Here is a 22,711-nt window from a genome sequence, read left to right as displayed (position 1 = left end):
AGCGCAGCCTCATTTGGCTGCGCTTTCGAATTATTATTTAGTTTCGATTAAACCGTATTTCCCATCTTTACGGCCATATACAACATTAGTTTCGTTTGTATCAGCATTTGTGAAGACGAAGAAATTATGTCCTAGCATATCCATTTGTAGGATTGCCTCTTCAACGTCCATCGGCTTTAAATCGAATCGTTTTGTACGTACAAGTTCTAATTCATCTTCTTCTACCTCATCCAAAACAGCTACTGCTTCTGGAAGGATAAAGTTCGTTTTTATAGAACCTTTCTCACGTAACTTACGATTTACTTTTGTTTTATGTTTACGAATTTGTCGCTCAATTTTATCAACTACTAAATCGATAGCAGCGTACATATCGCTATTAGTTTCTTCTGCACGAAGTAATAAATCAGTAAATGGAATTGTTACCTCGACACGTTGCTTGTCAGAGTATACTTTTAAATTAACTTTAATCTCTGGGAATGTATCAAAATAACGCTCTAACTTACTTAGTTTTTTCTCTACATATTCCTTTAATGCTGGAGTTACTTCAATATTTTCACCACGAATGTTGAATTTCATAGATGAATTCCTCCTTTCAAGCCTATGTACTATAATTTCGACATTGGCTTAAAAACTCCTTCTAACTTTTTTAAAAAAATTAGTGGAATTGCGATTTTTTTATCGTTTTTTGTTGAAATGAAAAGATGCATCGTTTCTATCTTTATTTTATCCTATTAACATCGTGAATAACGAATATTTCTGTGGACAATTCGTTACAGAAAAGAAACAACTTTTTGACAACTTACCCTATAACAAAAACCCCTTGCGAAAAACAAGAGGTTCTACTACATATATATAACGTTGCCACAAACGCAGCTTTCTCTTCCCAAAACAATATACCCTACAGTTTCACAACATTAGCTGCTTGTGGTCCACGTGCTCCATCTACAATGTCAAACTCTACTTGTTGCCCTTCTTCCAATGACTTATACCCATCTTGTTGAATAGCAGAAAAATGGACAAATACATCGTCACCATCTTCACGCTCAATAAACCCAAATCCCTTTTCTGCATTGAACCATTTCACTCTTCCTTGCATGTTCATTCCATTCCCTTCACTCTAAAAATCAGGGTATTCGCCCCATATTTTGACTATAACGAATGACAACATATGAAGTCAAAGAAGACTTATCGCCTTTTTCTTATCCCTTTCGACACTGCCATATTAACTTCTACAAAGTGTCAAACTAGATACTTCCCTTGCCCCTCTTTCATATAACAAACTTCCGATTTGCCTGACCGTAATCCCTGTCGTATACACGTCATCAACGAGTAAAATATGTTGCCCAGAAAACATCTCTTCTCCCTGAAAATAAAAAGGATTGCTTCCTGACACCCTTTCTTTACGTGTCTTCTTACTTTGCTTTTCTGTTTCCCTTCTTCTTAATGATGGATAAGAAATTTTGACAGGCAAACAAGTTGCTAATAACTCAGCTTGATTAAAACCACGTTCAACTTCCCTTTCCTTACTAAGCGGAACAGCGATAACAGTTGAAACATTGGCAAAACACTTTTGAAATAAACTTCGAAAAGGACGATAAAAAATGTGCACTAACTCTGCATCCCCCCGAAACTTAAACTGCGCTACTATTTCTTTCATCTCATCATCATACATATATAACGAACGGTTTTTAAAAGAACGATACTTCTCCTCTTTCATCCACCTTATACAATCTATACAAATACCGTCTTCTTGAAATGAGGCAGGAACAAATTCTAAAGGTCGCCCGCACTCCATGCAAATTTCTCCTATAATATAGGAAAGTTTCTGCTCACATCTATCACATATATATTTTCTATGACACTTTACAAAAAAAGTGTACCAACTAACCTTTTCTACAAAACACTCATCACAAAGTAAACAATGCATTAATCGATCAATCCTTGTTCTTTCGCATTTTTATTCATACCTTGAATATGTTTTTTCGCGCGCACCATCGCCTTTGTCTTGCCATAGTGAAAATAAATGACCTCTCCATACGGTGCTTCAAAGCTCCGCCCTGCTCGGCCCGCAATTTGTACGAGCGCACTTTCTGAAAATATTTCTTCTTCCGCCCCTAAAACTGCAACTTGCAAATTTTTCACCGTTACGCCTCGCTCTAAAATTGTCGTTGTAACTAATAATGGGATTTCTCCCTTTCTGAACGCTGCGACTTTCTCTTTTCTCATCGGATCTTCTGCATGTACCCCTTCAACTTTATTATGCAATGATTTCAATAACGAGCTTATTTCTTCTATATATCGTACATGGGGAACGAATAAAAAAACAGGATACTTTTTGTTTAAGTGCATCTTTAACCATTGTAGTAAAACTCGAGGAATTCTTTCACGGTTGAGGCTTTTCTTCCAATTTCCGCACCAGCAAAATAGAGGAACTGGCAACGGATGACGGTGATATCGTCCAGAAACAATAACACCTTTTTGTTCACCTTTTCTAAATTTTCGCTTCCACGTTTCATCTGGAGTCGCAGTTAAATAAATACGCGCCGCTTTTTCTTTCATCGCTTGTTTTACCGCGTACTGTAACATTTGATCTGCACAATATGGAAAAGCATCTATCTCATCTACAACTATGACATGAAACGCCCTATAATAACGTAATAATTGATGCGTGGTCGCAACGACTAATACTGCATCTTTTTCTTTATCTACACTCCCTCCATATAAAGCCACTACCTTTATATATGGAAATACTTCTTGTAATCTCGGTGCTAATTCCAAAACAACATCCGTTCTTGGCGTTGCGATACAAACTCTTTCTCCTTTTTGAAGCGCTTCGTTAATACCGTAAAACAACATCTCTGTTTTCCCAGCCCCGCATACAGCCCAAATAAAAAATGATTCTTTTTGCTTAATAGCCTCTATAACTCCTTGCGCCGCCAAATTCTGGCCAGTAGACAACGTCCCGTTCCACTGTAACAAATTTGAATTCTTTTCTCTCTTTCTTTCAGCAATCCCGCGAACAAGTACAGTACATTCACTTACTCTCCCCATCGTTATACACTTCCGGCAATATGTGCACACTTTACTGCACCTTTTACATAAAAACGACGCAAATAGCCGCCGATCTACATTTCCACAGCGTTGGCACATATATTTAGAATTCTTCTTTTTTACACCTTGTACACATACGATCTCTCCCTTCTTTTTCAAATCGTTTAATTTCCTCTGTAAATCTGAAGAAAGTTCTTCTAATAGCAACTGTTTCCCCGCTACCATCAACAATCACCTCCAGCACTACTATAAACCTTTCTCATCATCTCGTAAAAACTCAAAAAAGCCGATAACCTACTTATAAAATAGTAAGCTATCGACTTTATACACGTTTTTTATTCTTTTATAAATCCTAGAATCGACCGTATCCTAAGAAATGTTTTTGGTTATACGAACTGTTAATATCACCGTACGCAATTCCTTTATCACTAGCATGAATCATTTGGCCATTACCAACATAAATACCAATGTGAGATGGACCTGCTTTATAAGTACCTTGGAAGAATACTAAGTCTCCTGGTTGTGGGCTATCTACTTTAGAAACTGAGTTCCAGTAACCCCTAACGTCTTGACGACCTACACCAAAGATGTAAGAAATGAATCCACTACAATCAAAACCACCGTTTGATGGGGATGCACTTCCCCAAACATATGGTAAACCTAAGTAGCTTTGTGCTTTACCAATTACGCCACCCACATTTGGAGCTGCCTTTTTCTCTTCTTGTTTAGGTGCTTCTTTCTTAGGCTCTTCTTTTTTTGGTTCTTCTTTTTTAGGCTCTTCTTTTTGAGCTTGTCCACCATTGTTTGCTGGTGCAGCTTGCTCTGCAGGTGCTTGTGCTGGCTGAGCTTGCGCAGCTTTAGCAGCTTGCTCTGCTTGTTTTTGAGCAGCAGCTTCTTGTGCAGCTTTTGCTTGTGCTTCTTCTTCTGCAATGCGTTGTAATTGCAGTGCTTGTTTCTCAAGCTCTTTCAATTGACCTTCCGTACTTGTCATTGAAGTTACAACCGTATCCATTTTACCGCTTAAATCGTTTACTGCTGTTGCTTTTTTCTCTTTTTCAGCGTCAAGTTCTTTCTTAGCAGTTTCAATTTGAGCTTGTGCTTCTTTTAATTCTTTTTGTTTCTCTTTTACCGTTGCAACATCTTTTTTCACACTAGCTTGGTCTTCTTGTTGTGTTTTCATGATATCTTCATCAGACTCAAGAATTTTAGAAACAGAAGTTAAACGATCAACTAAATCTGCAACGTTTTTAGAGTTTACAAGAACTTCTGTTACAACGTTCGTATTTGGTTGTTCTTGAAGTGCAACTAAACGCTTTCTTAATAGCTCTTCACGTTTTGCAATCTTTGTTTGTAATTCTGCAATATCTTTATTTTTCTTTTCAATTAATTGCTCAGTATCAGAAACTTTTTTCATTGTTTCATCAAGCTTTGCAGCATTCTCTTGAACAGATTTATCTAAACCTTGAATTGTTTTGTTTAAGTCATTCATTTGCTTTTGTAATTCATCACGTTCTTGTTGTTGTTTATGTAAAGTGTCATTTTGTGTGTTAATTTGTGATTTCACGTCAGAAATTTTATCTTCTGCAAATACATTTGGTGTTAGCCCAGAAAACATTAATCCTGCAACTAATGCACAAGATGCCATTTTTAGCTTTTTCATTTTATTTTTTACACCGCTTTCTTTTTTCTTTTTCCGTATATAACCTATAAAATTTATACCATAATTCGGGATTTTTTTTGCTAATGTTACGTTTTTGTAAAACAAATGTAATATTATATGTAGCTCTAGCGCAAAATGCGTATATTTTTGTATGTATGTGTAGAAATTTATATACTTTTCTCACTTCTATAAACAAAGAAAAAACGTAAGGAATCCCTTACGTTTTATTAAATATACGAATACAAATGAAATACTACTTCATCCATTTCTCAGCCCAATTTTGGACCTCATCCATAACACTTTCTAACGCTTTTCCCTTGTCAGTTAAGCCATACTCGATTCGAACTGGTACTTCTGGATAGACATTACGAACTACAATGCCCTCGCTTTCCAATTCCTTTAAACGCTCTGACAACATACGATCGCTCATATTTGGGATAATATCTGCGATTTCTCTAAAACGTTTCGACTCTTCAAGCAAAGATTTAATAATTAAGCCAGTCCACTTCTTACTAAGCAGAGTAAAAGCTGACTCAAACTTTGGACATAAACAAGAATTATGCTCCATATGTTTCACCTCTCTTCTATTATAATATAGTTTCTTGTAAAAAGTAAGTTATAAAACTTTCCTCATTATTTTATTTTACGTACATTTTACCATTTCCAAATATTAACTTGTCAACTAAACGTAACATACCCGTAAAAAAACCCTCTTAAAAAGAGAGCTTTTTATATCTTTATTACTTCGTATACCATCCAAGACCTAATGCACCTTCACCTAAGTGTGTACCAATTACAGCTCCAAAATAACCTGTACGAATTGTGACGTGAGGATATTTTGCTTCTAATTCTTTCTTCCATTCATTCGCTTCCTCTTCACGTTGCGCATGAATGATAACTGCTTCCATAGGTACACCTTTACTTGCTTGTTCATCAAAAATTTCAATGATACGTTTTAATGCTTTTTTACGTGTACGAATCTTTTCAAACGGAATAATGATTTTATCTCTAAAATATAAAACTGGCTTCACTTGTAACAGACTGCCGATGAAAGCTTGCGCGCTATTCAATCGACCACCACGCTGTAAATGATGTAAATCATCAACTACAAAATAGGCGTCCATCGTTTTCTTCATTTCATCAAAACGAGCGATAATTTCTTTTGGGTTCTTTCCTTCACTTGCTAACTTTGCACCTTCACGCACATAAAATCCTTGTACTTCACAACTAATTTCAGAGTCATACGTGTATACATCAATACCCTCTACCATCTGTCCAGCTGTCGTTGATGTTTGATATGTACCACTAATTCCACTTGATAGGTGAATACTAATAACTGCATCATAATCTTTAGCTAGTTCTTCATATAGCTCAACAAACTTTCCGATTGCTGGTTGAGAAGTTTTTGGAAGTTCCTCTTGTTCACGTACTTTCACATAAAAATCATCTGCTGAAATTTCAGCTTCTTCTTGATAAGATTCTGTTCCAAACACAACGTTTAATGGAATCATATATATATTGAGTTCATCACGAATTTGCTTCGGTATATATGCCGTACTATCAGTAACAATAGCTATTTTCATTTTCGTACCTGCCTTATAAAAAGTTTTATTTCCTAATTTTACACGAAAACTACAAATGGTGCATCCATACATGAAAATGCCGGTTGAAATTATACCTACCATCTCGACAAATTACAACAAAAAGATAAAATACTCACCAAAAACTTCAGCATATTTAGAAAAAATGTTTGAATATAAAAAGGCTCGCTTTTAAAATGGAAAGTACTAGTCATTTTGATAGATAGGGGCGTACACAAGTGCTATTACAATATTTAACAATCAAAGACTACGGCGAACACGAAATCGTCATTCAAAAATCAAGATTTATTTGTTATATTAGCCGAGCAACAACTGAGGAAGAGGCTCAAGAATTTATACAAAAAATAAAAAAACAACATTGGAATGCAACACATAATTGTTCCGCTTATTTAATTGGCGAACAAGATCATATTCAAAAAGCAAATGATGACGGTGAGCCTAGCGGTACAGCTGGCGTACCAATGCTGGAAGTACTAAAAAAACGTGGACTAAAAGATACCGTTGTTGTCGTAACACGCTATTTTGGTGGCATTAAACTTGGCGCAGGTGGATTAATTCGTGCATATGGAAAGTGTACAAGCGAAGGCATTAATCATGTCGGTGTTGTCCAGCGAAAACTAATGCGTGTGATGCAAACCGAGATTGATTACACATTACTTGGCAAAGTGGAAAATGAATTACGCAATTCAAAATATGCCATTAAAGATATTCATTATCTAGAAAATGTCACATTTGATACGTATGTAGAAGAAGACGGCAAACAAGCATTTACAGATTGGATGATTGAATTAACAAACGGGAAATGTACAATTACAGAAGGAGATATGTTGTACTTAGAACAAGATGTTATCTAAGCATAACCCATTTATCACCTTCAAAGATTAATGTAGTGAATTACTTCCCTACAAATGAACTAACGAACTAAGGAGATTATATATGGAAGAACGTTATTATCATCTCCAAAATAGCAGAATAAAAAAGAAGCGAAGAAGGAAACTTTTCTTCTTCCTTATTTTCGCATTTTTATTTGGCAGCATAGGAGTTTATGTGTTAAATTCTTACTCTTCTCTTATGGGGATGTATAGTGGTTTTACTCGTGAAAAATCAGATTTAAGAAACAAAGATGTAGAAATTACAAAAGAACCTTTTACAATTCTCATTATGGGTATAGAAGATTATGCGACAGATGGTCAAAATGGTCGTACAGACTCATTAATGTTTGCAACAGTCAATCCAAAAACGCAAAAGATTTCACTTATGAGTATTCCTCGTGATTCTCGAGTTAAAATTGTTGGCAAAAATAAGGAAGACAAAATTAACGCTGCCCATGCTTACGGCGGAGAAGAAATGGCAATCAAAACTGTCGAAGGCTTTCTAAAAGTTCCTGTAGACCATTATCTGAAAATTGATTTCCAAGGCTTTAAAGGTATCGTTAATGCTGTTGGCGGCGTTACCGTTGACGTACCCTTCGATTTCTGGGAGCGCTCTGACGTGGATTACTACAAAAAAATTCAATTTAAGCAAGGACAGCAAAACTTAAACGGTGAAGAAGCACTTGCTTACGTCCGTATGCGAAAGCAAGATCCAAATGGCGATTATGGTCGAGCTGCTAGACAAAGACAATTACTGGCCGCTGTTGCTCATAAACTAAACTCCACCTCTACTGTATTTAAAATTAAAGATTTAACAGCTGTCGTTGGAAAATATATAAAAACCGACATTCCTATTTCAGACGGACTTGCTCTTTACAATAAACTTTCTGGATTTGATCCTTCTACAATGCAAACGTTAAAGCTTGAAGGCGAAGACAAAAAGATAGGCGGTATTTATTACTTCCTTCCAGATCCAATCAGTGTAGAAACGGTGCGTAACGAAATTGAAAAAGAATTAGGAGAAAAAGCAAAAAAAACAACTACAAAAAACAACTCAAATCCTGATTCAAATTCAAGTTCTACCTCTAACGAACAAACAAAAAAAGAGACAAACCAAAATAACACACCAACTGATCCGCCACCTTCTACAAATGCTCATGCAGAGTGGATTATGCGCAATCAGCCGTAAAAAAAGGCCCAATCTATCCGATTGGGCCTTTTTTTATTTACTTATTAAAGTGTTGTAAAATCGCTTCTACAATACGCTCTGATGCACGACCATCACCATAAGGGTTAGATGCTTTCGCCATCTTATCATGGGCTTCTTTATCTGATAACAACTCATCAGCAAGACCAAAGATCGTCTCTTCGTCTGTTCCTGCTAATTTCAGCGTACCTGCTTCAATACCTTCAGGGCGCTCTGTTGTATCACGAAGAACAAGAACTGGTACCCCAAGTGATGGAGCTTCTTCTTGTACACCACCAGAATCCGTTAACATTAAGTATGAACGAGCTGCAACATTGTGGAAATCAATTACATCTAGCGGCTCAATTAAATGAATACGGTTATGTTCACCTAAAATTTCATTTGCTATTTCACGAACAACAGGGTTCATATGAACAGGGTACACAACTTGTACATCTTCATGCTTATCAACAAGACGCTTAATTGCACGGAACATATTACGCATCGGTTCACCTAAGTTTTCACGACGGTGAGCTGTCATAAGTACAAGACGATCATTCCCAAGTTTCTCTAGTACAGGATGACTATATGTTTCTTTTACAGTCGTTTGTAGCGCGTCAATCGCTGTATTTCCTGTAATGAAAATACGTGACTCATCTTTATTTTCCTTCTGTAAGTTCGTTGCTGATTTTGCTGTTGGTGAGAAATGAAGATCCGCCATTACACCTGTTAATTGACGATTCATCTCTTCTGGGTATGGAGAATACTTATCCCACGTACGAAGGCCCGCCTCAACATGACCTACTGGAATTTGATTATAAAAAGCAGCTAAGCTTGCAATAAATGTTGTTGTTGTATCACCATGTACAAGTACAATATCCGGCTTCGCTTCTTTCATTACTTTATCCAAACCTTCTAAACCACGCGTTGTAACATCAATTAAAGTTTGGCGGTCTTTCATGATATTTAAATCGAAATCTGGCGTAATTCCAAAGATACTTAATACTTGATCTAACATTTGGCGATGCTGTGCTGTTACAGTCACAATCGATTCAATTTTTTCTGGGTGTTTTTGCAACTCTAATACAAGAGGTGCCATTTTAATTGCTTCTGGACGTGTCCCGAAAATTGTCATTACTTTTAAACGTTCAGTCATGTGATTGCCTCTTTTCTTTCACTAATTACAGCTTCTATTATGACATATAAAAATATACATGAGTACATCCCTTTTTAACGCATAACAGAAACTTTTCTATTACAAATACTTTTTCTTCCCACCGAGTAATAATCTATCTTTTGTTTCTTAACATCTTCATCAGTATAACAATTTCTCCCATCAAATAAAATAGGCTCCCTCATAAGTTGTACGTACTTTCCTAACGGATAAGCTTGAATATCTTCCCATTCTGTTACGATAAAAACCGCACTCGCATCTCTAATCGATTCATCTATACATCTACTATATTGTATAGCATCTCCAAATATATTTTTCACATATTGAATTGCTTTTGGGTCGTAAAGAACAATATCTGCACCTATATTAAGTAATGCTTCTATTATAATAAGAGATGATGCCTCTCTAATATCATCCGTATTCGGTTTAAAGGATGCGCCAAGAACTGCAATCCGCTTTTTATTCATATTCATAACTTTTTTCGCTTTTTCAATCAATAGCAGCTGTTGCTTATTATTTACTTCAATAACCGCTTTTAACAAACGAAAATCATGAGCAACATTTCCCGCAATTTGCACCAGCGCTTTCGTATCTTTCGGAAAACACGATCCTCCGTAGCCAATGCCCGCATTTAAAAAAGATGCACCAATTCTCTTATCCATTCCCATCCCTTTGGCAACATCCAATACATTCGCGCCTACCTTCTCACATATATTTGAAATTTCATTAATGAAACTAATCTTTGTAGCTAAAAAGGCATTCGACGCGTATTTAATCATCTCTGCACTTTTAATATCTGTAACATACGTCTCTAAACATAATTCACTATACAAACTCTCTACTCTTCTTGCTACTTCCTCACTATCCGCTCCAATTACAATACGATCTCCATGAAAGAAATCATAAATACCTGAACCTTCACGCAAAAACTCTGGATTCGATACGATATGTACTGTATGCCTCCCTTTTAACTTCTCCTCAATCCATCCCTTCATTACATCATTTGTACCTACTGGAACTGTACTTTTCGTAACAACAATAATATCGTTCGTCGCATATAATCCAATATCGTTACAAGCACTCTGAATATACGTTAAATCTGCCGTCCCATCTAATAAAGGTGGTGTTCCAACTGCAATAAATATAAACTCTACATCATCAAATGCCTCTTCTTTATTTGATGTAAAAGTTAAAGCATTATTCTCATATGCATAATTTATTAATTCATGTAATCTAACCTCATAAATAGGTAAATCCCCTTGTTTTATCCGTTCAATTTTTTCATCATCTATATCAAAACATGTAACTGAATGCCCTAATTTTGCCAATCCTACTCCTGTAATCAATCCAACATATCCAGTACCTACTATCGTAATTTTCATTTCCTTTTCGCACAGGAATTCACAATAGAAAAGATATGAAATATAGAACTCTCCCTGCGCTTCCCCCTCTCATATTAAAAATGAGAAAACCCTTTTCCTTCTTCATTATATGAATTACTTCCCTTACTTTTTTTAAAGTTTTTGTAAAATTAAATGCACTATAAAGTAAAACTTAATCAGTGAGAATCAGGCTGCCAGGTCACGCGTAATAAATTCCCACATTTTAACACGAAACTTACTCATTTCTACGTGCAACACTTATAATACTGAAATAAAAGTATTCACTATCGAAGAAAAAGAGGAAATGTCACATTCCGAAGTCCAGTACGATTAACCTTCTCATATGATTCAACATTCTATATACAATTGTCATATATTCTATTCGCTTCCATTAACCGTAAAAAGAAAAAAAGATTGAATTCTAATCTTTTTGTGATACCATATGTTATGAGCCTGTAAATAAACATCATAATTTTCAGATAAATATATTTTCAAAAAAAAAATTACGTTAGACTATAAAGGGTGGGGTATTAATGGACTCACAAGTGATTTATGCCATTTTGGCATCTTTCATCACTGTACTCGTCGTTACTCCTTTAGTTATTAAATTAGCTTTTAAAATAGGAGCGACAGATAAGCCAAACGCACGTAAAGTGCACCAAAAGATTATGCCACGTCTTGGCGGGTTAGCAATATTTATTGGTGTAGCTGTAGGATTTGTTGTCGGCGGCTTATATGAGCAAAGAATGTTATCGATAACGCTAGGTGCGATTATCATTGTAATCATCGGAATTTTAGATGATATGTACGAGTTATCTGCGAGAGTAAAATTCGGTGGACAACTGTTAGTTGCCATTATGATTGTAAAAAGTGGATTATTAGTGCAAGTATTATATATCCCATTCCTTGGGGATACTGAACTTGGATGGCTTGCTTATCCAATTACAGTATTTTGGCTTGTAGGTATTACAAATGCAATCAACTTAATTGACGGCTTAGATGGATTATCTGCTGGGATTTCATCTATCGTACTTGCAACGCTAGCATATATGGCCTTCACTAGCCCATGGGGTACTGGAACAGCTATTATCTTGCCACTCGCATTAATTATATTAGCAAGTACAATTGGATTTTTATTCTACAACTTCCATCCAGCAAAAATTTTCATGGGAGATACAGGAGCACTATTTTTAGGATACTGTATTTCTGTTATATCGTTACTTGGATTATACAAAAGTGTAACGCTATTCAGTTTTATCGTTCCAATTATTATTTTAGGTGTACCTATATTTGATACGATATTTGCAATCATCCGTCGTATCGTAAATAAAAAACCTATTTCAGCACCAGATAAATCGCATTTACATCACCGCTTACTTGCAATGGGATTCTCTCATCGCAAAACGGTACTAATTATATACGCATTCGGTATTTTCTTTAGTGTAAATGCCATTATTTTCACTAGTGCAACGTTATGGCTATCCATTATTCTTCTTTTCGCTTTGATTTTCTTCACAGAAATCATCGCTGAAATAATCGGGCTTGTACATGAACGCTACAAACCAATCATTTCCTTTTATAAAAAAGTGAAAAAACGCGAAGACTAATTGTAGTATAGCCTTTTCAATTATGAAATATTCAAATAGCATCCTCTTTCTTATAAGAGGATGCTATTTTTTATTCTCATTTTATATTTCCAAAATATAGATTGTTTGAGAGTTCCTCTATTGGAGAAAGATATACATAATAAGAAAAGTATCAAGTTTTCTTTTTTACATCTTGATTGTCAAACTGAGGGTGAATGTTATGATCAAGCGAGTATTTCAATGTATTATTTTATTTTTAACGATTACTATGTACGTATCACCTAATACTGAAGCAACAACTGTTATTCCTGCTGAATATCATCCAAATACTGAAACAACTTCTCCTACACAAAAAATTGCGTACTTAACATTTGATGACGGGCCAAACAAATATACTACACAAATTTTAAACATCTTAAAAGAAAAGAACGGAAAAGCAACTTTCTTTGTTATTGGTGGAAAAGTACCACATTATAAAAAGACAATGCAACGATTAATTAAAGACGGACATTATATCGGACTTCACAGTATGTCACACGATGTAAAACGCCTTTACACTGGTGACCCTTCCACTTTAATTGCAGAAATGGAGCAAACACAAAGCATTGTCCAGCAAGTTACGAAATTAAATACACATCTCGTTCGCGTTCCATATGGTAGTATGCCCTACTTAAAAAAGAATTACCGTGACGCACTTGTATCGGCCCAGTATAAAATGTGGGATTGGACGATCGATACATACGACTGGAAAAGCTATGACAATCCTTCTGCCATACTCGAAAGAGTACGTAATCAAAGTGATGAACAAGTCGAAGTCATTTTAATGCATGATTCGAGTGTAACTGTACAAATACTGCCAAAAGTAATTGATTACTTACAGTCACAAGGATACAAACTTCTTCCCTATAATCCTTCTTCTCATCTCAAGGTAAATTTTTGGAAAGACACAAGATTGTAACAGCTTTAGTGCCTATGTGCTAAAGCTGTTTTATTTTTCTCTTCCCACCCTTCCCATTTTTGTGTAAAATTTTAAATAGTGATGAAGTTTCGAGGTGAATAGAAATGAAACGAATAGATCTCATTTTTAACGCAATACAAAAAGGCAATTATACAGAAGGTGTAACCGCATCAGAACTCGCTACATTTCTGCAACTAGATCGCGCCAATGTAAGTAGCGATTTAAACAAACTTGTAAAAGATAAACGTTTATTAAAAACAAATACGCGACCTGTTCGTTTTTACATAGAAACGAACACTTCGTTGGAAACGCATTCAAAAGACATAACTTCATTGGATACATTTGCAATTGAAAATACGAGCCTTAAAATTGCAATTGAAAAAGCGAAAGCTTCTATTCTCTATCCTCCAAACGGTATGCATACTTTACTACTGGGAGAAACAGGGGTCGGAAAGTCTATGTTTGCTTCTTTAATGCACGAATATGCAATTGAAGTTGAACAGCTTCCCAAAGATGCACCATTTATCGTCTTTAACTGTGCTGATTATGCAAATAATCCACAGTTACTACTCGGGCAATTATTTGGGATTAAAAAAGGAGCTTATACAGGAGCAAGTGATCAAAAAGGGTTAATTGAAAAAGCACATGAAGGAATTCTTTTCTTAGATGAAGTACATCGCCTGCCTCCAGAGGGACAAGAAATGCTTTTCACCTTTATTGACCGCGGAGTATACCGCCGCCTTGGAGAAACAGAGAACGAACGTAAAGCACAAGTATTAATCATTACTGCAACAACAGAAGAACCAAATTCATTTTTATTAAAAACATTTACAAGACGTATACCGATGACTGTTACGCTGCCACCACTTCGTGAGCGTACACATAAAGAGCGCTTTGCTTTACTACAGCTATTTTTCACAAATGAAGCAATTCGTCTGCGAAAAGACATTCACGTTAGTCCAAATGCAATGCGTGCTTTCGTCTTTTACAATTGTCCCAATAACATCGGTCAATTAAAAACAGATGTTCAAATTGCCTGTGCGAAAGCCTATTCTGATTTGGTCACAAAGAAACGTGATTCTGTCTATGTTTCAAGTACAGATTTACCTTGGTATATGAAAGAAGGGTTGTTCATTGAAAGGAAGAGCCGTCACTTATACCAAATACCAAATGAAACATTTGTATTTACAAGTGAGGAAGGTTGGAGTAATCATAAAACAGAAGATGAAAAACGCTCTTCTATTTACGATTATATTGACTATAAATACGAAGAACTTCAAGCACGTGGTATTGAAGAGGAAGAATTAGAATTACTAATAGAAAATGATGTTCAAAGCTTTTTCGTACAATATTTTAACCAAATATCCAAAAAAACAAGCCATGAAAATGTTTTTAAAATTGTGGATCGTAATATCGTTTCCGTATGTGAAAAAATAGCGGAACTTGCTGAAAAGCATTTATCTAAGACGTTTGATGAAAAAGTATTTCTCGCTTTAAGTTTACATGTACAGACAACTCTACAACGTTTACAAAGCGGAAAACAAATACATCACCCACAATTAAATCAAATTCGTACGAAATATAAAGAAGCTTTTTCCGTAGCTATGCAATGCATTCAACTACTGGAGGAAGAATTACAAATAACAATGCCTATTGATGAAGCTGGCTTTTTAACAATGTTCTTCGTTGTTGATCCAATTCCTGCCTCACAAACAGAAGTAAAAGTATTAATATTAGCACACGGTAATGGCATCGCAACTGAAATGGCAAACGTTGCAAACGAACTTCTCGGTATTGAGGAAGTAACCGGTATTGATATGCCGTTACACGAATCACCGAAAGATTTCTTGGAACGTGTGAAAGTGTATATGAAAACACTACAAAATGTAAATGGGCTTCTCTTACTTGTCGATATGGGGTCACTTGCTTATATCGGTGACATATTAGAAACGGAGTTCAAAATCCCTGTACGTGTTCTCTCGATGACGAGCACACCACATGCACTAGAAGCAGCTCGAAAAGCTCAGCTCGGTTATTCATTAGATGCACTGTATGAAACAGTAAAAAATTTAACACCGTTTTACTTAAACGTACAAGAAGAAAAGAAAAAACCTCTCTCTCCAATGAAATCTGTTATTTTAACAGCTTGTTTAACTGGTGAAGGAAGTGCTTTAGCTATTCAAAAAATGTTAGAGAACTATTTACGATTTGATAAAGACTTAATTGAAATTATTCCGATTAGTATCGTCCATGAAAAAGATTTAACGAAAATGATCGAGAACATAAAAAAAGAGCGTAATATCATTTGTATCGTCACGAATTTCGATGTGCAAGTGCCGTGCTTAACATATCATTTCCAAGACATCGTAAACTACACAGCGATTCAGCCCATTCAAGAATTAATTACGTATGAAGAAACATATGCAAAAATGGCGGATATTCTTGAACAACAAATGCAGCGTAACGATGGGGCATTACTTATTAAAACAATTCGTTACGCATTAAATACAATTCAAGAATTAATTTCCTTACAGCTAACTCCTGATAGCTTAATGGGGGTTATTCTGCATATGAGCTGTATGGTTGACCGTCTTCAAAAAGGAGAAAGCCTTCTTCCTCACCCTGATAAAGAGAAAAGAAGACAAGATGAATACTGGATGTATATGAAAGTAAAAAAAGCATTGCAACCGATTGAAAATACATTTGAAATACAAATACCTGATGACGAAGTATTTTACGTTATGGACTTCTTTATTAAAAATCAGCCTGTTAAAAATTAATTGAGGCCGTTTTTAAAAATATCGACCGTAACGTGAGTTATATCGGCGATTTTCAAAACATATCGATTTACCGACAATAATCGCTAAAACTAGCACCTTATATAATGAGAAAAGGCTGTTCCAACATATGGACAGCCTTTTCCTCTACTTCTTTACTTTTCTAACTCGCCCTCTTATTTCTCCTCTTTTTTGTGATTTCGTATGAACATTAACATATACATTTGCTTGAATAATTTCTTGAAGTAAATGTACAAATGATTTCCCTTGTAAAGGTCCCTCAAAATCCTCTACATTCACTACACCAGTAATACTTCCCTCGTTCAAACTAATCCCTTGCTCCAGTGGACCATACAAATATAAAACAACAGGACCAATTTGAGTAGACTTCCCTAAATGAATTTGACACGATGTAACCTTTTCTATATTTTTTAGTATTACTCTGTAATGCAATTTCGTTAAATCATCACTAAAAATAAACTCTGCTACCCCAAAAGCTTCTGTATTTACAGGAGGCACTTCCCTCTTACCTGTTAACCTGGCAAAGAAATGTGTTGTCATAAGGCATTCTCCTTATATAAATTTCCCAGCACTACTTCTACTACTTTATGGTTTAGACATAATCATTTATGACTTTTTCAATTTTAATTACAAAGAAAAGATTCACAAAATCTTTACATTAAAATCGTTCCTGTAGATTGAAAGTCTCTTGTATAATGCACATAGAAAAACATTATAGGAGGTTATTTTGAAAAAAAACAAACACATCTTTCACACATTATTAGAGATTTTTCTCGTCTCATTTAAATTAGGACTTACTTCATTCGGCGGTCCTGTCGCTCATCTCGGCTATTTTCACCACGAATACGTGCAAAAAAGAAAATGGATGGATGAACGAAGCTATGGAGATTTAGTAGCGCTATGTCAATTCCTTCCTGGTCCTGCCAGCAGTCAAGTCGGTATGGGGGTTGGATTATTAAGAGGCGGACTATTAGGAGCTATTATTTCATGGATTGGATTCACTTTACCGTCTGTCCTTATTTTAGTTTTCTTCGCCTCATTCCTTAATCAGTTCGATCTTGGAAGTGCTGGCTGGATTCATGGACTAAAACTTGTAGCAGTAGCTATTGTCGCTCATGCCATATGGGGAATGGCGCGAAAGTTAACTCCAGATCGCAACCGTGCGACGATTGCGATTGTAACTGCCGCAATTGCCTTATTATGGCCAAGTAGTTGGACACAAGTCATCCTTATTATAATATGTGGCTTTATCGGTTGGTTTTTATATCGCAACCAACCAATTAGCCAATCTCAAAATATAAAAGTACCTATTTCAAAAAAGATAGCAGTTTCTTGTCTCGTCTTATTCTTTGGACTCTTACTACTGCTACCGATATTAAGACCGTTTTCTTATTACATCGCTTTATTTGATAGTTTCTATCGCTCTGGCGCACTTGTATTTGGAGGAGGACACGTCGTGCTGCCCCTTCTTGAAGGTGAGTTCGTACAAAACGGAATGATGACGAAAGAACAGTTCCTAGCTGGATACGGATTAACACAAGCAGTACCAGGACCACTATTTACATTCGCCTCGTATATAGGAGCAGTGTTAAACGGGACACTTGGGGCAATACTCGCAACAATTGCGATTTTCCTCCCTGCTTTCTTACTCGTTATTGGTGTTTTACCATTTTGGAACAGTGTGAGAAAAATATCATTCATACAAGGCGCACTACTTGGTGTTAACGCCGCAGTTGTTGGTATTTTAATTGCCGCTTTTTATGATCCTATTTGGACGAGTACAGTTATAAATGCTTCAGATTTCGTTTTCGCTTCGCTTCTTTTTTGCTTACTAGCTTTTTGGAAAACACCACCTTGGGTTATCGTTATACTGGGAGCCTTTGGCGGATATATTCTGTCCATTTTATAAATAGAAAAAACGACGGCATGATGTAGCCGTCGTTTTTTCTATTAAAACTTCACAAGCTCTATGCCTTCTGGCAACTCACTCTCTGTTAAAATACGCAATTCCTTCACACGATCCATTACGTAAGAAGAACGCTTCACAAGCTCTGGATCAATATAAGCTGGATGAACCATAATTTCTACCGTTTGTTCACCTTGTACTCTTTCTTTTAACTTCACAAAGTAATCTTCCGTCACACCATCCGCATAAAAGTCACTGTAAAACACATCAGAAAATGGATGCACCGCTCTATCTTCCTCACAACGACGAATCGGAACATTATATTTAGCCGCTAATCTCTCAAGAACATCATGTAAAATCGGTAAACCATGCACATGATGATGACTATCTAAATGAGTTGGTGTTAATCCGTAAGATAAAAACTTCTCAATTTGAGCAGTCCATTCTCTCTCAACTTCTTCTGGATTTATATTCCCTTCCCTTACAACACTTTGTTTATGAAACGATCCGTTTTCCCCTACGAGTGACGGTACATCCTTTAACAGTGGTTCTCCTGCCGTTAATACGAGATGTACGCCTACTCCGAGTAGGTTATACTCTTTCGCTAAGCGTACCGCATGCTCTGTTCCTGGCATATTCATCATCATCGTCGTTGAATTTACAAGTCCATTTATATGCCCATCAATAATGCCGTAATTTGTACCTTCTGTAAGACCGAAATCATCTGCATTTACAATTAACTTAATCATCATAATACCTCCTAATAGAATAAAAAAAGCGGGCTAAATAGCGCCGCTTTTACTTCTCTACCTTTTTAAAGAACTGTGGAAGATACTCTTTATGTGCTTCCAACATTTCATCTAAAATTTGTTTTGCAACTTTATCTGATGGTACAAGTGGATTGATTGTCATAGCAAGCAGCGCCTTATGATAATCCCCTGTAACAGCAGCTTCAATTGTTGTGCGCTCGAATGATTTAATTTGTTGTACTAAACCGCGAACTGGTACTGGAAGGTCTCCAACTGCAATTGGTTTTGGGCCTTCTTTCGTAATAATACAGTTCACTTCAACAGCTGAATCATGTGGTAAGCTTGCAATTGTTCCGTTGTTTCGTGTATTAACAGGCTGGATATCACCTTTATTATTGTAAATAGACGTAATTAAGCTACATGCTGCATCACTATAATAAGCTCCGCCACGTTTTTCTAATTGTGGTGGTTTAATATCTAAGTTCGGGTCTTTATATAACTCAAATAAATCATTTTCTAATTGTTTTACTACTTCTGCACGTGTACCTTTTTCAACAGAAGCTTCTTTCTCTTCTTCTAACATTTCACGTGTTTTGTAGTAATAACGATGGTATGGACATGGAATCGCACGAAGTCCGCGAATAAAGTCTGGCTCCCAGTTAAGCGCTGCGATATTTTCCATCGTAATTTGTTTTTCTGGATCTGTCACAAGCTCTAACACACGGTCCATTACACTTACGCCATCTAAGTATACATCTAGTCCGTATACCATATGATTTAAACCTGCGAAATCAACGTGAACACGACTTGCATCTACTTCAAGTAATCTTGCAAGACCCATACGAATTCCGATTGGAACGTTACATAGACCAACTACTCTTTGAATATTTGTATAACGAAGGACAGCCTCTGTTACCATACCAGCTGGATTTGCAAAGTTAATTAACCATGCATTTGGACAGAGCTCCTCCATATCCTTACAAATATCTAAAATAACAGGAATCGTTCTCAATGCTTTGAATAAACCACCAGGACCATTCGTTTCCTGACCGATTACATCATACTTTAACGGAATTGCTTCATCTTTTGCACGTGCTTCTAATAAACCAACGCGAAGTTGTGTTGTTACGAAGTCAGCATCTTTTAATGCCTCACGGCGATCAAGTGTTAAATGTACCTCGATTGGTAAGCCTGATTTTTTCACCATACGTTTCGCTAAGTTACCAACGATTTCTAACTTTTCTTTTCCTGCCTCAATATCTACTAACCAAATTTCACGAACAGGAAGCTCATCATAACGCTTAATAAATCCTTCAATTAACTCTGGTGTATAACTAGATCCACCGCCGATTGTAGCAATTTTAATTCCAGTCATGCTTTATTCCCCTTTCGCTTCAAGCTTTTTATAAAGATCGATAAACTCTGCTGCTAATTCTTTCACTGTAATCGCATTCATTAAATGATCTTGTGCGTGAATTAAAAGAACACTAACCTCTGTTTTTTCTCCTCTTGCTTCTGATTGTATGAGCTCTGTTTGGAAATGATGCGCTTCATTAATCGCTTCTTTTGCCTTTACCATCGCTTCATCTGCTTCTGCCATTTTCCCCTGTTTGGCAAATTGAAGTGCCTCCATCGCAAAGCTTCGTGCGTTACCACTATTTAAAATCAATTGGAATGGAATTTGTTCTGCTGTAGTCATCATAATTACCGCCCTCTCTATAAGGTTCAACCGATTTAAATACCCCTTCAGTTTGAACATGTCTATTAAAGTATGAATTTATTAATGATAGTTTAGTGTTCATATAGATGTTTTTCATCTTTTTGAACATGATATAAAGGTAATTGTTCTCACAGATTATGTTGTCTGTGAGAACAATTACTATGTTACATAGGTACAGAATTATTATTTCCTTGTGCTGCTGCTTTTTCAGTACGAACAACAGAACGGTCGCATAATACAACGAATGGATAGTAGATTACCATCGCAATTACAAAGTTGAATAACTGTAGAATTGCACCTGAAAGATGTCCACCTGTTACAAGATAACCACTAATAATTGGTGGTGTTGCCCATGGAATCATTGCAACTGTTTTTGGTACCCAACCAATAGATATAGCTGTATAAGAAGTAATTACTAATACAATTGGTGTTATGATAAACGGCAAGAATAAAACTGGATTTAAAATAATTGGTGTACCAAAGATTACTGGTTCGTTAATGTTAAATGCACCAGGACCAATTGATAAACGAGATACACCGCGTAATTGTGCACTTTTTGCTACAAGTAATACAACTACTAAGAACGCTAATGTTGCACCAGAACCACCAAGATATACGAAAGTATCAAAGAATGGTTTTGTAACAATATTTGGAACATCAAATGCAGATGTGCCACCTTGGAATAACTTCATATTTTTCTCTAATGCTGGTAAGTATAACGGCTCAATAATACCACCAACGATATTTGGACCATGTAAACCGAAGAACCAAAGAAGATGAACAAGGAGTACAATGACAATTGCACTTGGTAATGTCCCTGCTAAACTTTGCAGTGGTGATTGAATCGTATTAAAGATAAATTCATGAACACTTGTACCAGCTAACTTCACTGCTAATTGAATACCTGCAACTACTGTTAAGATAACAAATGCTGGAACTATAGCTGCGAAAGATCTTAAAACTGCTGGTGGTACTCCATCAGGCATTTTAAAAGTAATGTTTCTTTGTACGAAGAAACGGAATACTTCAGTAACAAGGAGTGCTACAATAATTGCTACGAATAACCCTTGTGCACCTGTCCAAGCTAAGTTCAATCCGCCTTCTTTCGGTGTTGTTGGCGTAAGAATAATTAACGCACCAAATGAAATAATACCTGCTGACAAACCATCAACGCCGTAAGATTTTGCTAAGTTATAACTTGTTGTAAATGCTATGATTAGTGCTAGAATCGCGAAAGAACCAGTCCACATTCCACCGCCAACTTGTTTCCACGTTTCACCAAACAAACCTTTCATGAAATCTTGGAAAGCCTCAGATGGAAAACCATTAATTAGTGATGCCAGTGCACCAACTAAAATAAGTGGCATAACTGCGATAAATCCGTCACGGATCGCAGCTAAATGACGTTGCGACCCGATTTTACCAGCGACAGGAACAATATATTTCTCCATGAATGCAATAAACTTTTGCATTTCGCTTCCCCCCTAATTATTTTTTAAGTGTTAATGCGTGATCTAAAACTGCTTCTCCATTCATCATGCCGTAGTGCATTGGATTGATAACGTCGATTCCAACGTTTCTCTCATCAGCAAGCGTTTTCATTGAAGAAAGCATGTAACGAACTTGTGGTCCTAGTAATAATACATCTGCTTGATCGATATTCGTTTTTACTGCATCCCCAGATACAGCCCAAATCTTGCCTTCTAAACCGCGAGCTTTTGCAGCCGCTTCCATTTTTGTAACTAGTAAACTTGTAGACATCCCTGCTGAGCAACATAATAAAATATTCATTTGAAAATCCCCCTTGTGTAGTATAAAAAATTTATGTTTTATTTATTTTTCTTTACGCTATTTATTAATGCAATTAGCGTGCCAACTTTTTAAAAGCACTAAAATCAGCACTTTTTCGACTATTTTCTTTGTGTGTTAACGCTTTCAATTAGTGTGTCGTCCAAAAAACACACAGTGTGTTATAAAACAACACGCTTTTAACACATAACTGTATGAAAATAGATTAGTGTTTAGTTGTCTAGTTGTGTTTAATATGAAAAAACACTAAAAAAACTTT

The 22,711-nt window shown here is 36.1% G+C and carries 21 protein-coding genes; 6 read left to right on the top strand and 15 right to left on the bottom strand.

Going from position 1 to position 22,711, the window contains the following annotated elements; all coding sequences use genetic code 11:
* Positions 1-33: 33 nt before the first annotated feature.
* The 7 genes from hpf to MKY38_RS23855 all read right to left on the bottom strand — a co-directional run bounded on the left by hpf (position 34) and on the right by MKY38_RS23855 (position 6,294).
* Positions 34-576 (bottom strand): ribosome hibernation-promoting factor, HPF/YfiA family, encoded by a 543-nt coding sequence (gene hpf, locus MKY38_RS23885; RefSeq protein WP_000671185.1) that lies wholly within the window; start codon positions 574-576, stop codon positions 34-36.
* A 322-nt stretch (positions 577-898) separates the two neighbouring features.
* On the bottom strand, positions 899-1,096 hold the full coding sequence (gene cspC, locus MKY38_RS23880; RefSeq protein ID WP_001990088.1) for a cold shock protein CspC: 198 nt from the start codon (positions 1,094-1,096) through the stop codon (positions 899-901).
* 126 nt (positions 1,097-1,222) lie between these two features.
* Positions 1,223-1,927: a ComF family protein gene (locus MKY38_RS23875; RefSeq protein WP_033666421.1), complete on the bottom strand. Its 705-nt coding sequence runs from the start codon at positions 1,925-1,927 to the stop codon at positions 1,223-1,225.
* Entirely contained in the window at positions 1,927-3,276 is a 1,350-nt protein-coding gene (gene comFA / locus MKY38_RS23870) for an ATP-dependent helicase ComFA (protein ID WP_000225361.1), read from the bottom strand. The genes MKY38_RS23875 and comFA overlap by 1 nt, the downstream gene beginning before the upstream one ends.
* Before the next feature lie 127 nt (positions 3,277-3,403).
* Positions 3,404-4,816 carry a C40 family peptidase gene (locus MKY38_RS23865; protein ID WP_044306533.1) on the bottom strand — a complete coding sequence of 471 codons (1,413 nt, stop codon included), beginning with the start codon at positions 4,814-4,816 and terminating at the stop codon, positions 3,404-3,406.
* 148 nt (positions 4,817-4,964) lie between these two features.
* Positions 4,965-5,279, bottom strand: coding sequence for a winged helix-turn-helix transcriptional regulator (locus MKY38_RS23860; protein WP_000400857.1), 315 nt, complete (start codon positions 5,277-5,279; stop codon positions 4,965-4,967).
* Between the two features lie 172 nt (positions 5,280-5,451).
* Positions 5,452-6,294, bottom strand: a complete 843-nt coding sequence (locus tag MKY38_RS23855; RefSeq protein WP_000684725.1) for a DegV family protein — start codon at positions 6,292-6,294, stop codon at positions 5,452-5,454.
* A 236-nt stretch (positions 6,295-6,530) separates the two neighbouring features.
* On the opposite strand from MKY38_RS23855, the gene MKY38_RS23850 reads away from it, so the two are divergent.
* The gene (locus MKY38_RS23850) at positions 6,531-7,166 is read left to right on the top strand and encodes a YigZ family protein (RefSeq protein WP_000926669.1); all 636 of its coding nucleotides are present in this window, start codon (positions 6,531-6,533) and stop codon (positions 7,164-7,166) included.
* An 82-nt stretch (positions 7,167-7,248) separates the two neighbouring features.
* Positions 7,249-8,373 carry an LCP family protein gene (locus tag MKY38_RS23845; protein WP_341049908.1) on the top strand — a complete coding sequence of 375 codons (1,125 nt, stop codon included), beginning with the start codon at positions 7,249-7,251 and terminating at the stop codon, positions 8,371-8,373.
* Between the two features lie 37 nt (positions 8,374-8,410).
* Here the strand turns inward: MKY38_RS23845 and wecB are convergent, their stop codons facing one another.
* Both wecB and MKY38_RS23835 read right to left on the bottom strand, forming a co-directional pair.
* Positions 8,411-9,526, bottom strand: a complete 1,116-nt coding sequence (gene wecB / locus MKY38_RS23840; protein WP_000140145.1) for a non-hydrolyzing UDP-N-acetylglucosamine 2-epimerase — start codon at positions 9,524-9,526, stop codon at positions 8,411-8,413.
* Positions 9,527-9,600: 74 nt separating this feature from the next.
* The gene (locus tag MKY38_RS23835) at positions 9,601-10,926 is read right to left on the bottom strand and encodes a UDP-glucose dehydrogenase family protein (RefSeq protein WP_000704933.1); all 1,326 of its coding nucleotides are present in this window, start codon (positions 10,924-10,926) and stop codon (positions 9,601-9,603) included.
* 533 nt (positions 10,927-11,459) lie between these two features.
* Here MKY38_RS23835 and MKY38_RS23830 point away from each other — a divergent pair.
* The 3 genes from MKY38_RS23830 (at position 11,460) to MKY38_RS23820 (ending at position 16,250) form a co-directional block, all read left to right on the top strand.
* On the top strand, positions 11,460-12,533 hold the full coding sequence (locus MKY38_RS23830; protein WP_000378319.1) for a glycosyltransferase family 4 protein: 1,074 nt from the start codon (positions 11,460-11,462) through the stop codon (positions 12,531-12,533).
* Between the two features lie 199 nt (positions 12,534-12,732).
* The gene (locus tag MKY38_RS23825) at positions 12,733-13,470 is read left to right on the top strand and encodes a polysaccharide deacetylase family protein (protein ID WP_078384768.1); all 738 of its coding nucleotides are present in this window, start codon (positions 12,733-12,735) and stop codon (positions 13,468-13,470) included.
* Positions 13,471-13,574: 104 nt separating this feature from the next.
* Positions 13,575-16,250, top strand: a complete 2,676-nt coding sequence (locus MKY38_RS23820) for a PRD domain-containing protein (protein ID WP_063246346.1) — start codon at positions 13,575-13,577, stop codon at positions 16,248-16,250.
* Between the two features lie 144 nt (positions 16,251-16,394).
* Here MKY38_RS23820 and exsM read toward each other — a convergent pair whose 3' ends face one another.
* The gene (gene exsM, locus MKY38_RS23815; RefSeq protein ID WP_000207046.1) at positions 16,395-16,808 is read right to left on the bottom strand and encodes an exosporium regulatory protein ExsM; all 414 of its coding nucleotides are present in this window, start codon (positions 16,806-16,808) and stop codon (positions 16,395-16,397) included.
* 187 nt (positions 16,809-16,995) lie between these two features.
* Between exsM and MKY38_RS23810 the strand changes: the two genes are divergently transcribed.
* Positions 16,996-18,177 carry a chromate transporter gene (locus tag MKY38_RS23810; RefSeq protein WP_086412810.1) on the top strand — a complete coding sequence of 394 codons (1,182 nt, stop codon included), beginning with the start codon at positions 16,996-16,998 and terminating at the stop codon, positions 18,175-18,177.
* A gap of 41 nt (positions 18,178-18,218) precedes the next feature.
* Here the strand turns inward: MKY38_RS23810 and chbG are convergent, their stop codons facing one another.
* The 5 genes from chbG to MKY38_RS23785 all read right to left on the bottom strand — a co-directional run bounded on the left by chbG (position 18,219) and on the right by MKY38_RS23785 (position 22,434).
* Positions 18,219-18,923 (bottom strand): chitin disaccharide deacetylase, encoded by a 705-nt coding sequence (chbG, locus tag MKY38_RS23805; RefSeq protein WP_000593496.1) that lies wholly within the window; start codon positions 18,921-18,923, stop codon positions 18,219-18,221.
* Positions 18,924-18,972: 49 nt separating this feature from the next.
* On the bottom strand, positions 18,973-20,298 hold the full coding sequence (gene celF / locus MKY38_RS23800; RefSeq protein ID WP_000145762.1) for a 6-phospho-beta-glucosidase: 1,326 nt from the start codon (positions 20,296-20,298) through the stop codon (positions 18,973-18,975).
* 3 nt (positions 20,299-20,301) lie between these two features.
* Complete coding sequence (locus tag MKY38_RS23795) at positions 20,302-20,625, bottom strand: PTS lactose/cellobiose transporter subunit IIA (protein ID WP_000989055.1); 324 nt, start codon at positions 20,623-20,625, stop codon at positions 20,302-20,304.
* Positions 20,626-20,807: 182 nt separating this feature from the next.
* Complete coding sequence (gene celB, locus MKY38_RS23790) at positions 20,808-22,115, bottom strand: PTS cellobiose transporter subunit IIC (protein WP_001168822.1); 1,308 nt, start codon at positions 22,113-22,115, stop codon at positions 20,808-20,810.
* A gap of 16 nt (positions 22,116-22,131) precedes the next feature.
* Positions 22,132-22,434, bottom strand: a complete 303-nt coding sequence (locus MKY38_RS23785; RefSeq protein ID WP_001023569.1) for a PTS sugar transporter subunit IIB — start codon at positions 22,432-22,434, stop codon at positions 22,132-22,134.
* Between the last annotated feature and the right edge of the window lie 277 nt (positions 22,435-22,711).

This window comes from Bacillus sp. FSL R5-0585 (assembly GCF_038004545.1).
Taxonomy (GTDB): domain Bacteria; phylum Bacillota; class Bacilli; order Bacillales; family Bacillaceae_G; genus Bacillus_A; species Bacillus_A cereus.
Note: the sequence above shows the minus strand (reverse complement) of the source record. Positions and strands in the feature narration are given on the sequence as shown.

What these genes read in the sequence shown, in the direction of transcription:
- MKY38_RS23860 (WP_000400857.1), bottom strand. Translation starts at nt 5,279, where the DNA reads ATGGAGCATAATTCTTGTTTATGTCCAAAGTTTGAGTCAGCTTTTACT.
- MKY38_RS23875 (WP_033666421.1), bottom strand. Translation starts at nt 1,927, where the DNA reads ATGCATTGTTTACTTTGTGATGAGTGTTTTGTAGAAAAGGTTAGTTGG.
- hpf (WP_000671185.1), bottom strand. Translation starts at nt 576, where the DNA reads ATGAAATTCAACATTCGTGGTGAAAATATTGAAGTAACTCCAGCATTA.
- MKY38_RS23785 (WP_001023569.1), bottom strand. Translation starts at nt 22,434, where the DNA reads ATGAATATTTTATTATGTTGCTCAGCAGGGATGTCTACAAGTTTACTA.
- cspC (WP_001990088.1), bottom strand. Translation starts at nt 1,096, where the DNA reads ATGCAAGGAAGAGTGAAATGGTTCAATGCAGAAAAGGGATTTGGGTTT.
- MKY38_RS23795 (WP_000989055.1), bottom strand. Translation starts at nt 20,625, where the DNA reads ATGATGACTACAGCAGAACAAATTCCATTCCAATTGATTTTAAATAGT.
- chbG (WP_000593496.1), bottom strand. Translation starts at nt 18,923, where the DNA reads ATGATTAAGTTAATTGTAAATGCAGATGATTTCGGTCTTACAGAAGGT.
- wecB (WP_000140145.1), bottom strand. Translation starts at nt 9,526, where the DNA reads ATGACTGAACGTTTAAAAGTAATGACAATTTTCGGGACACGTCCAGAA.
- comFA (WP_000225361.1), bottom strand. Translation starts at nt 3,276, where the DNA reads ATGGTAGCGGGGAAACAGTTGCTATTAGAAGAACTTTCTTCAGATTTA.
- MKY38_RS23830 (WP_000378319.1), top strand. Translation starts at nt 11,460, where the DNA reads ATGGACTCACAAGTGATTTATGCCATTTTGGCATCTTTCATCACTGTA.
- MKY38_RS23855 (WP_000684725.1), bottom strand. Translation starts at nt 6,294, where the DNA reads ATGAAAATAGCTATTGTTACTGATAGTACGGCATATATACCGAAGCAA.
- MKY38_RS23835 (WP_000704933.1), bottom strand. Translation starts at nt 10,926, where the DNA reads ATGAAAATTACGATAGTAGGTACTGGATATGTTGGATTGATTACAGGA.
- celF (WP_000145762.1), bottom strand. Translation starts at nt 20,298, where the DNA reads ATGACTGGAATTAAAATTGCTACAATCGGCGGTGGATCTAGTTATACA.
- MKY38_RS23820 (WP_063246346.1), top strand. Translation starts at nt 13,575, where the DNA reads ATGAAACGAATAGATCTCATTTTTAACGCAATACAAAAAGGCAATTAT.
- MKY38_RS23845 (WP_341049908.1), top strand. Translation starts at nt 7,249, where the DNA reads ATGGAAGAACGTTATTATCATCTCCAAAATAGCAGAATAAAAAAGAAG.
- celB (WP_001168822.1), bottom strand. Translation starts at nt 22,115, where the DNA reads ATGCAAAAGTTTATTGCATTCATGGAGAAATATATTGTTCCTGTCGCT.
- MKY38_RS23825 (WP_078384768.1), top strand. Translation starts at nt 12,733, where the DNA reads ATGATCAAGCGAGTATTTCAATGTATTATTTTATTTTTAACGATTACT.
- exsM (WP_000207046.1), bottom strand. Translation starts at nt 16,808, where the DNA reads ATGACAACACATTTCTTTGCCAGGTTAACAGGTAAGAGGGAAGTGCCT.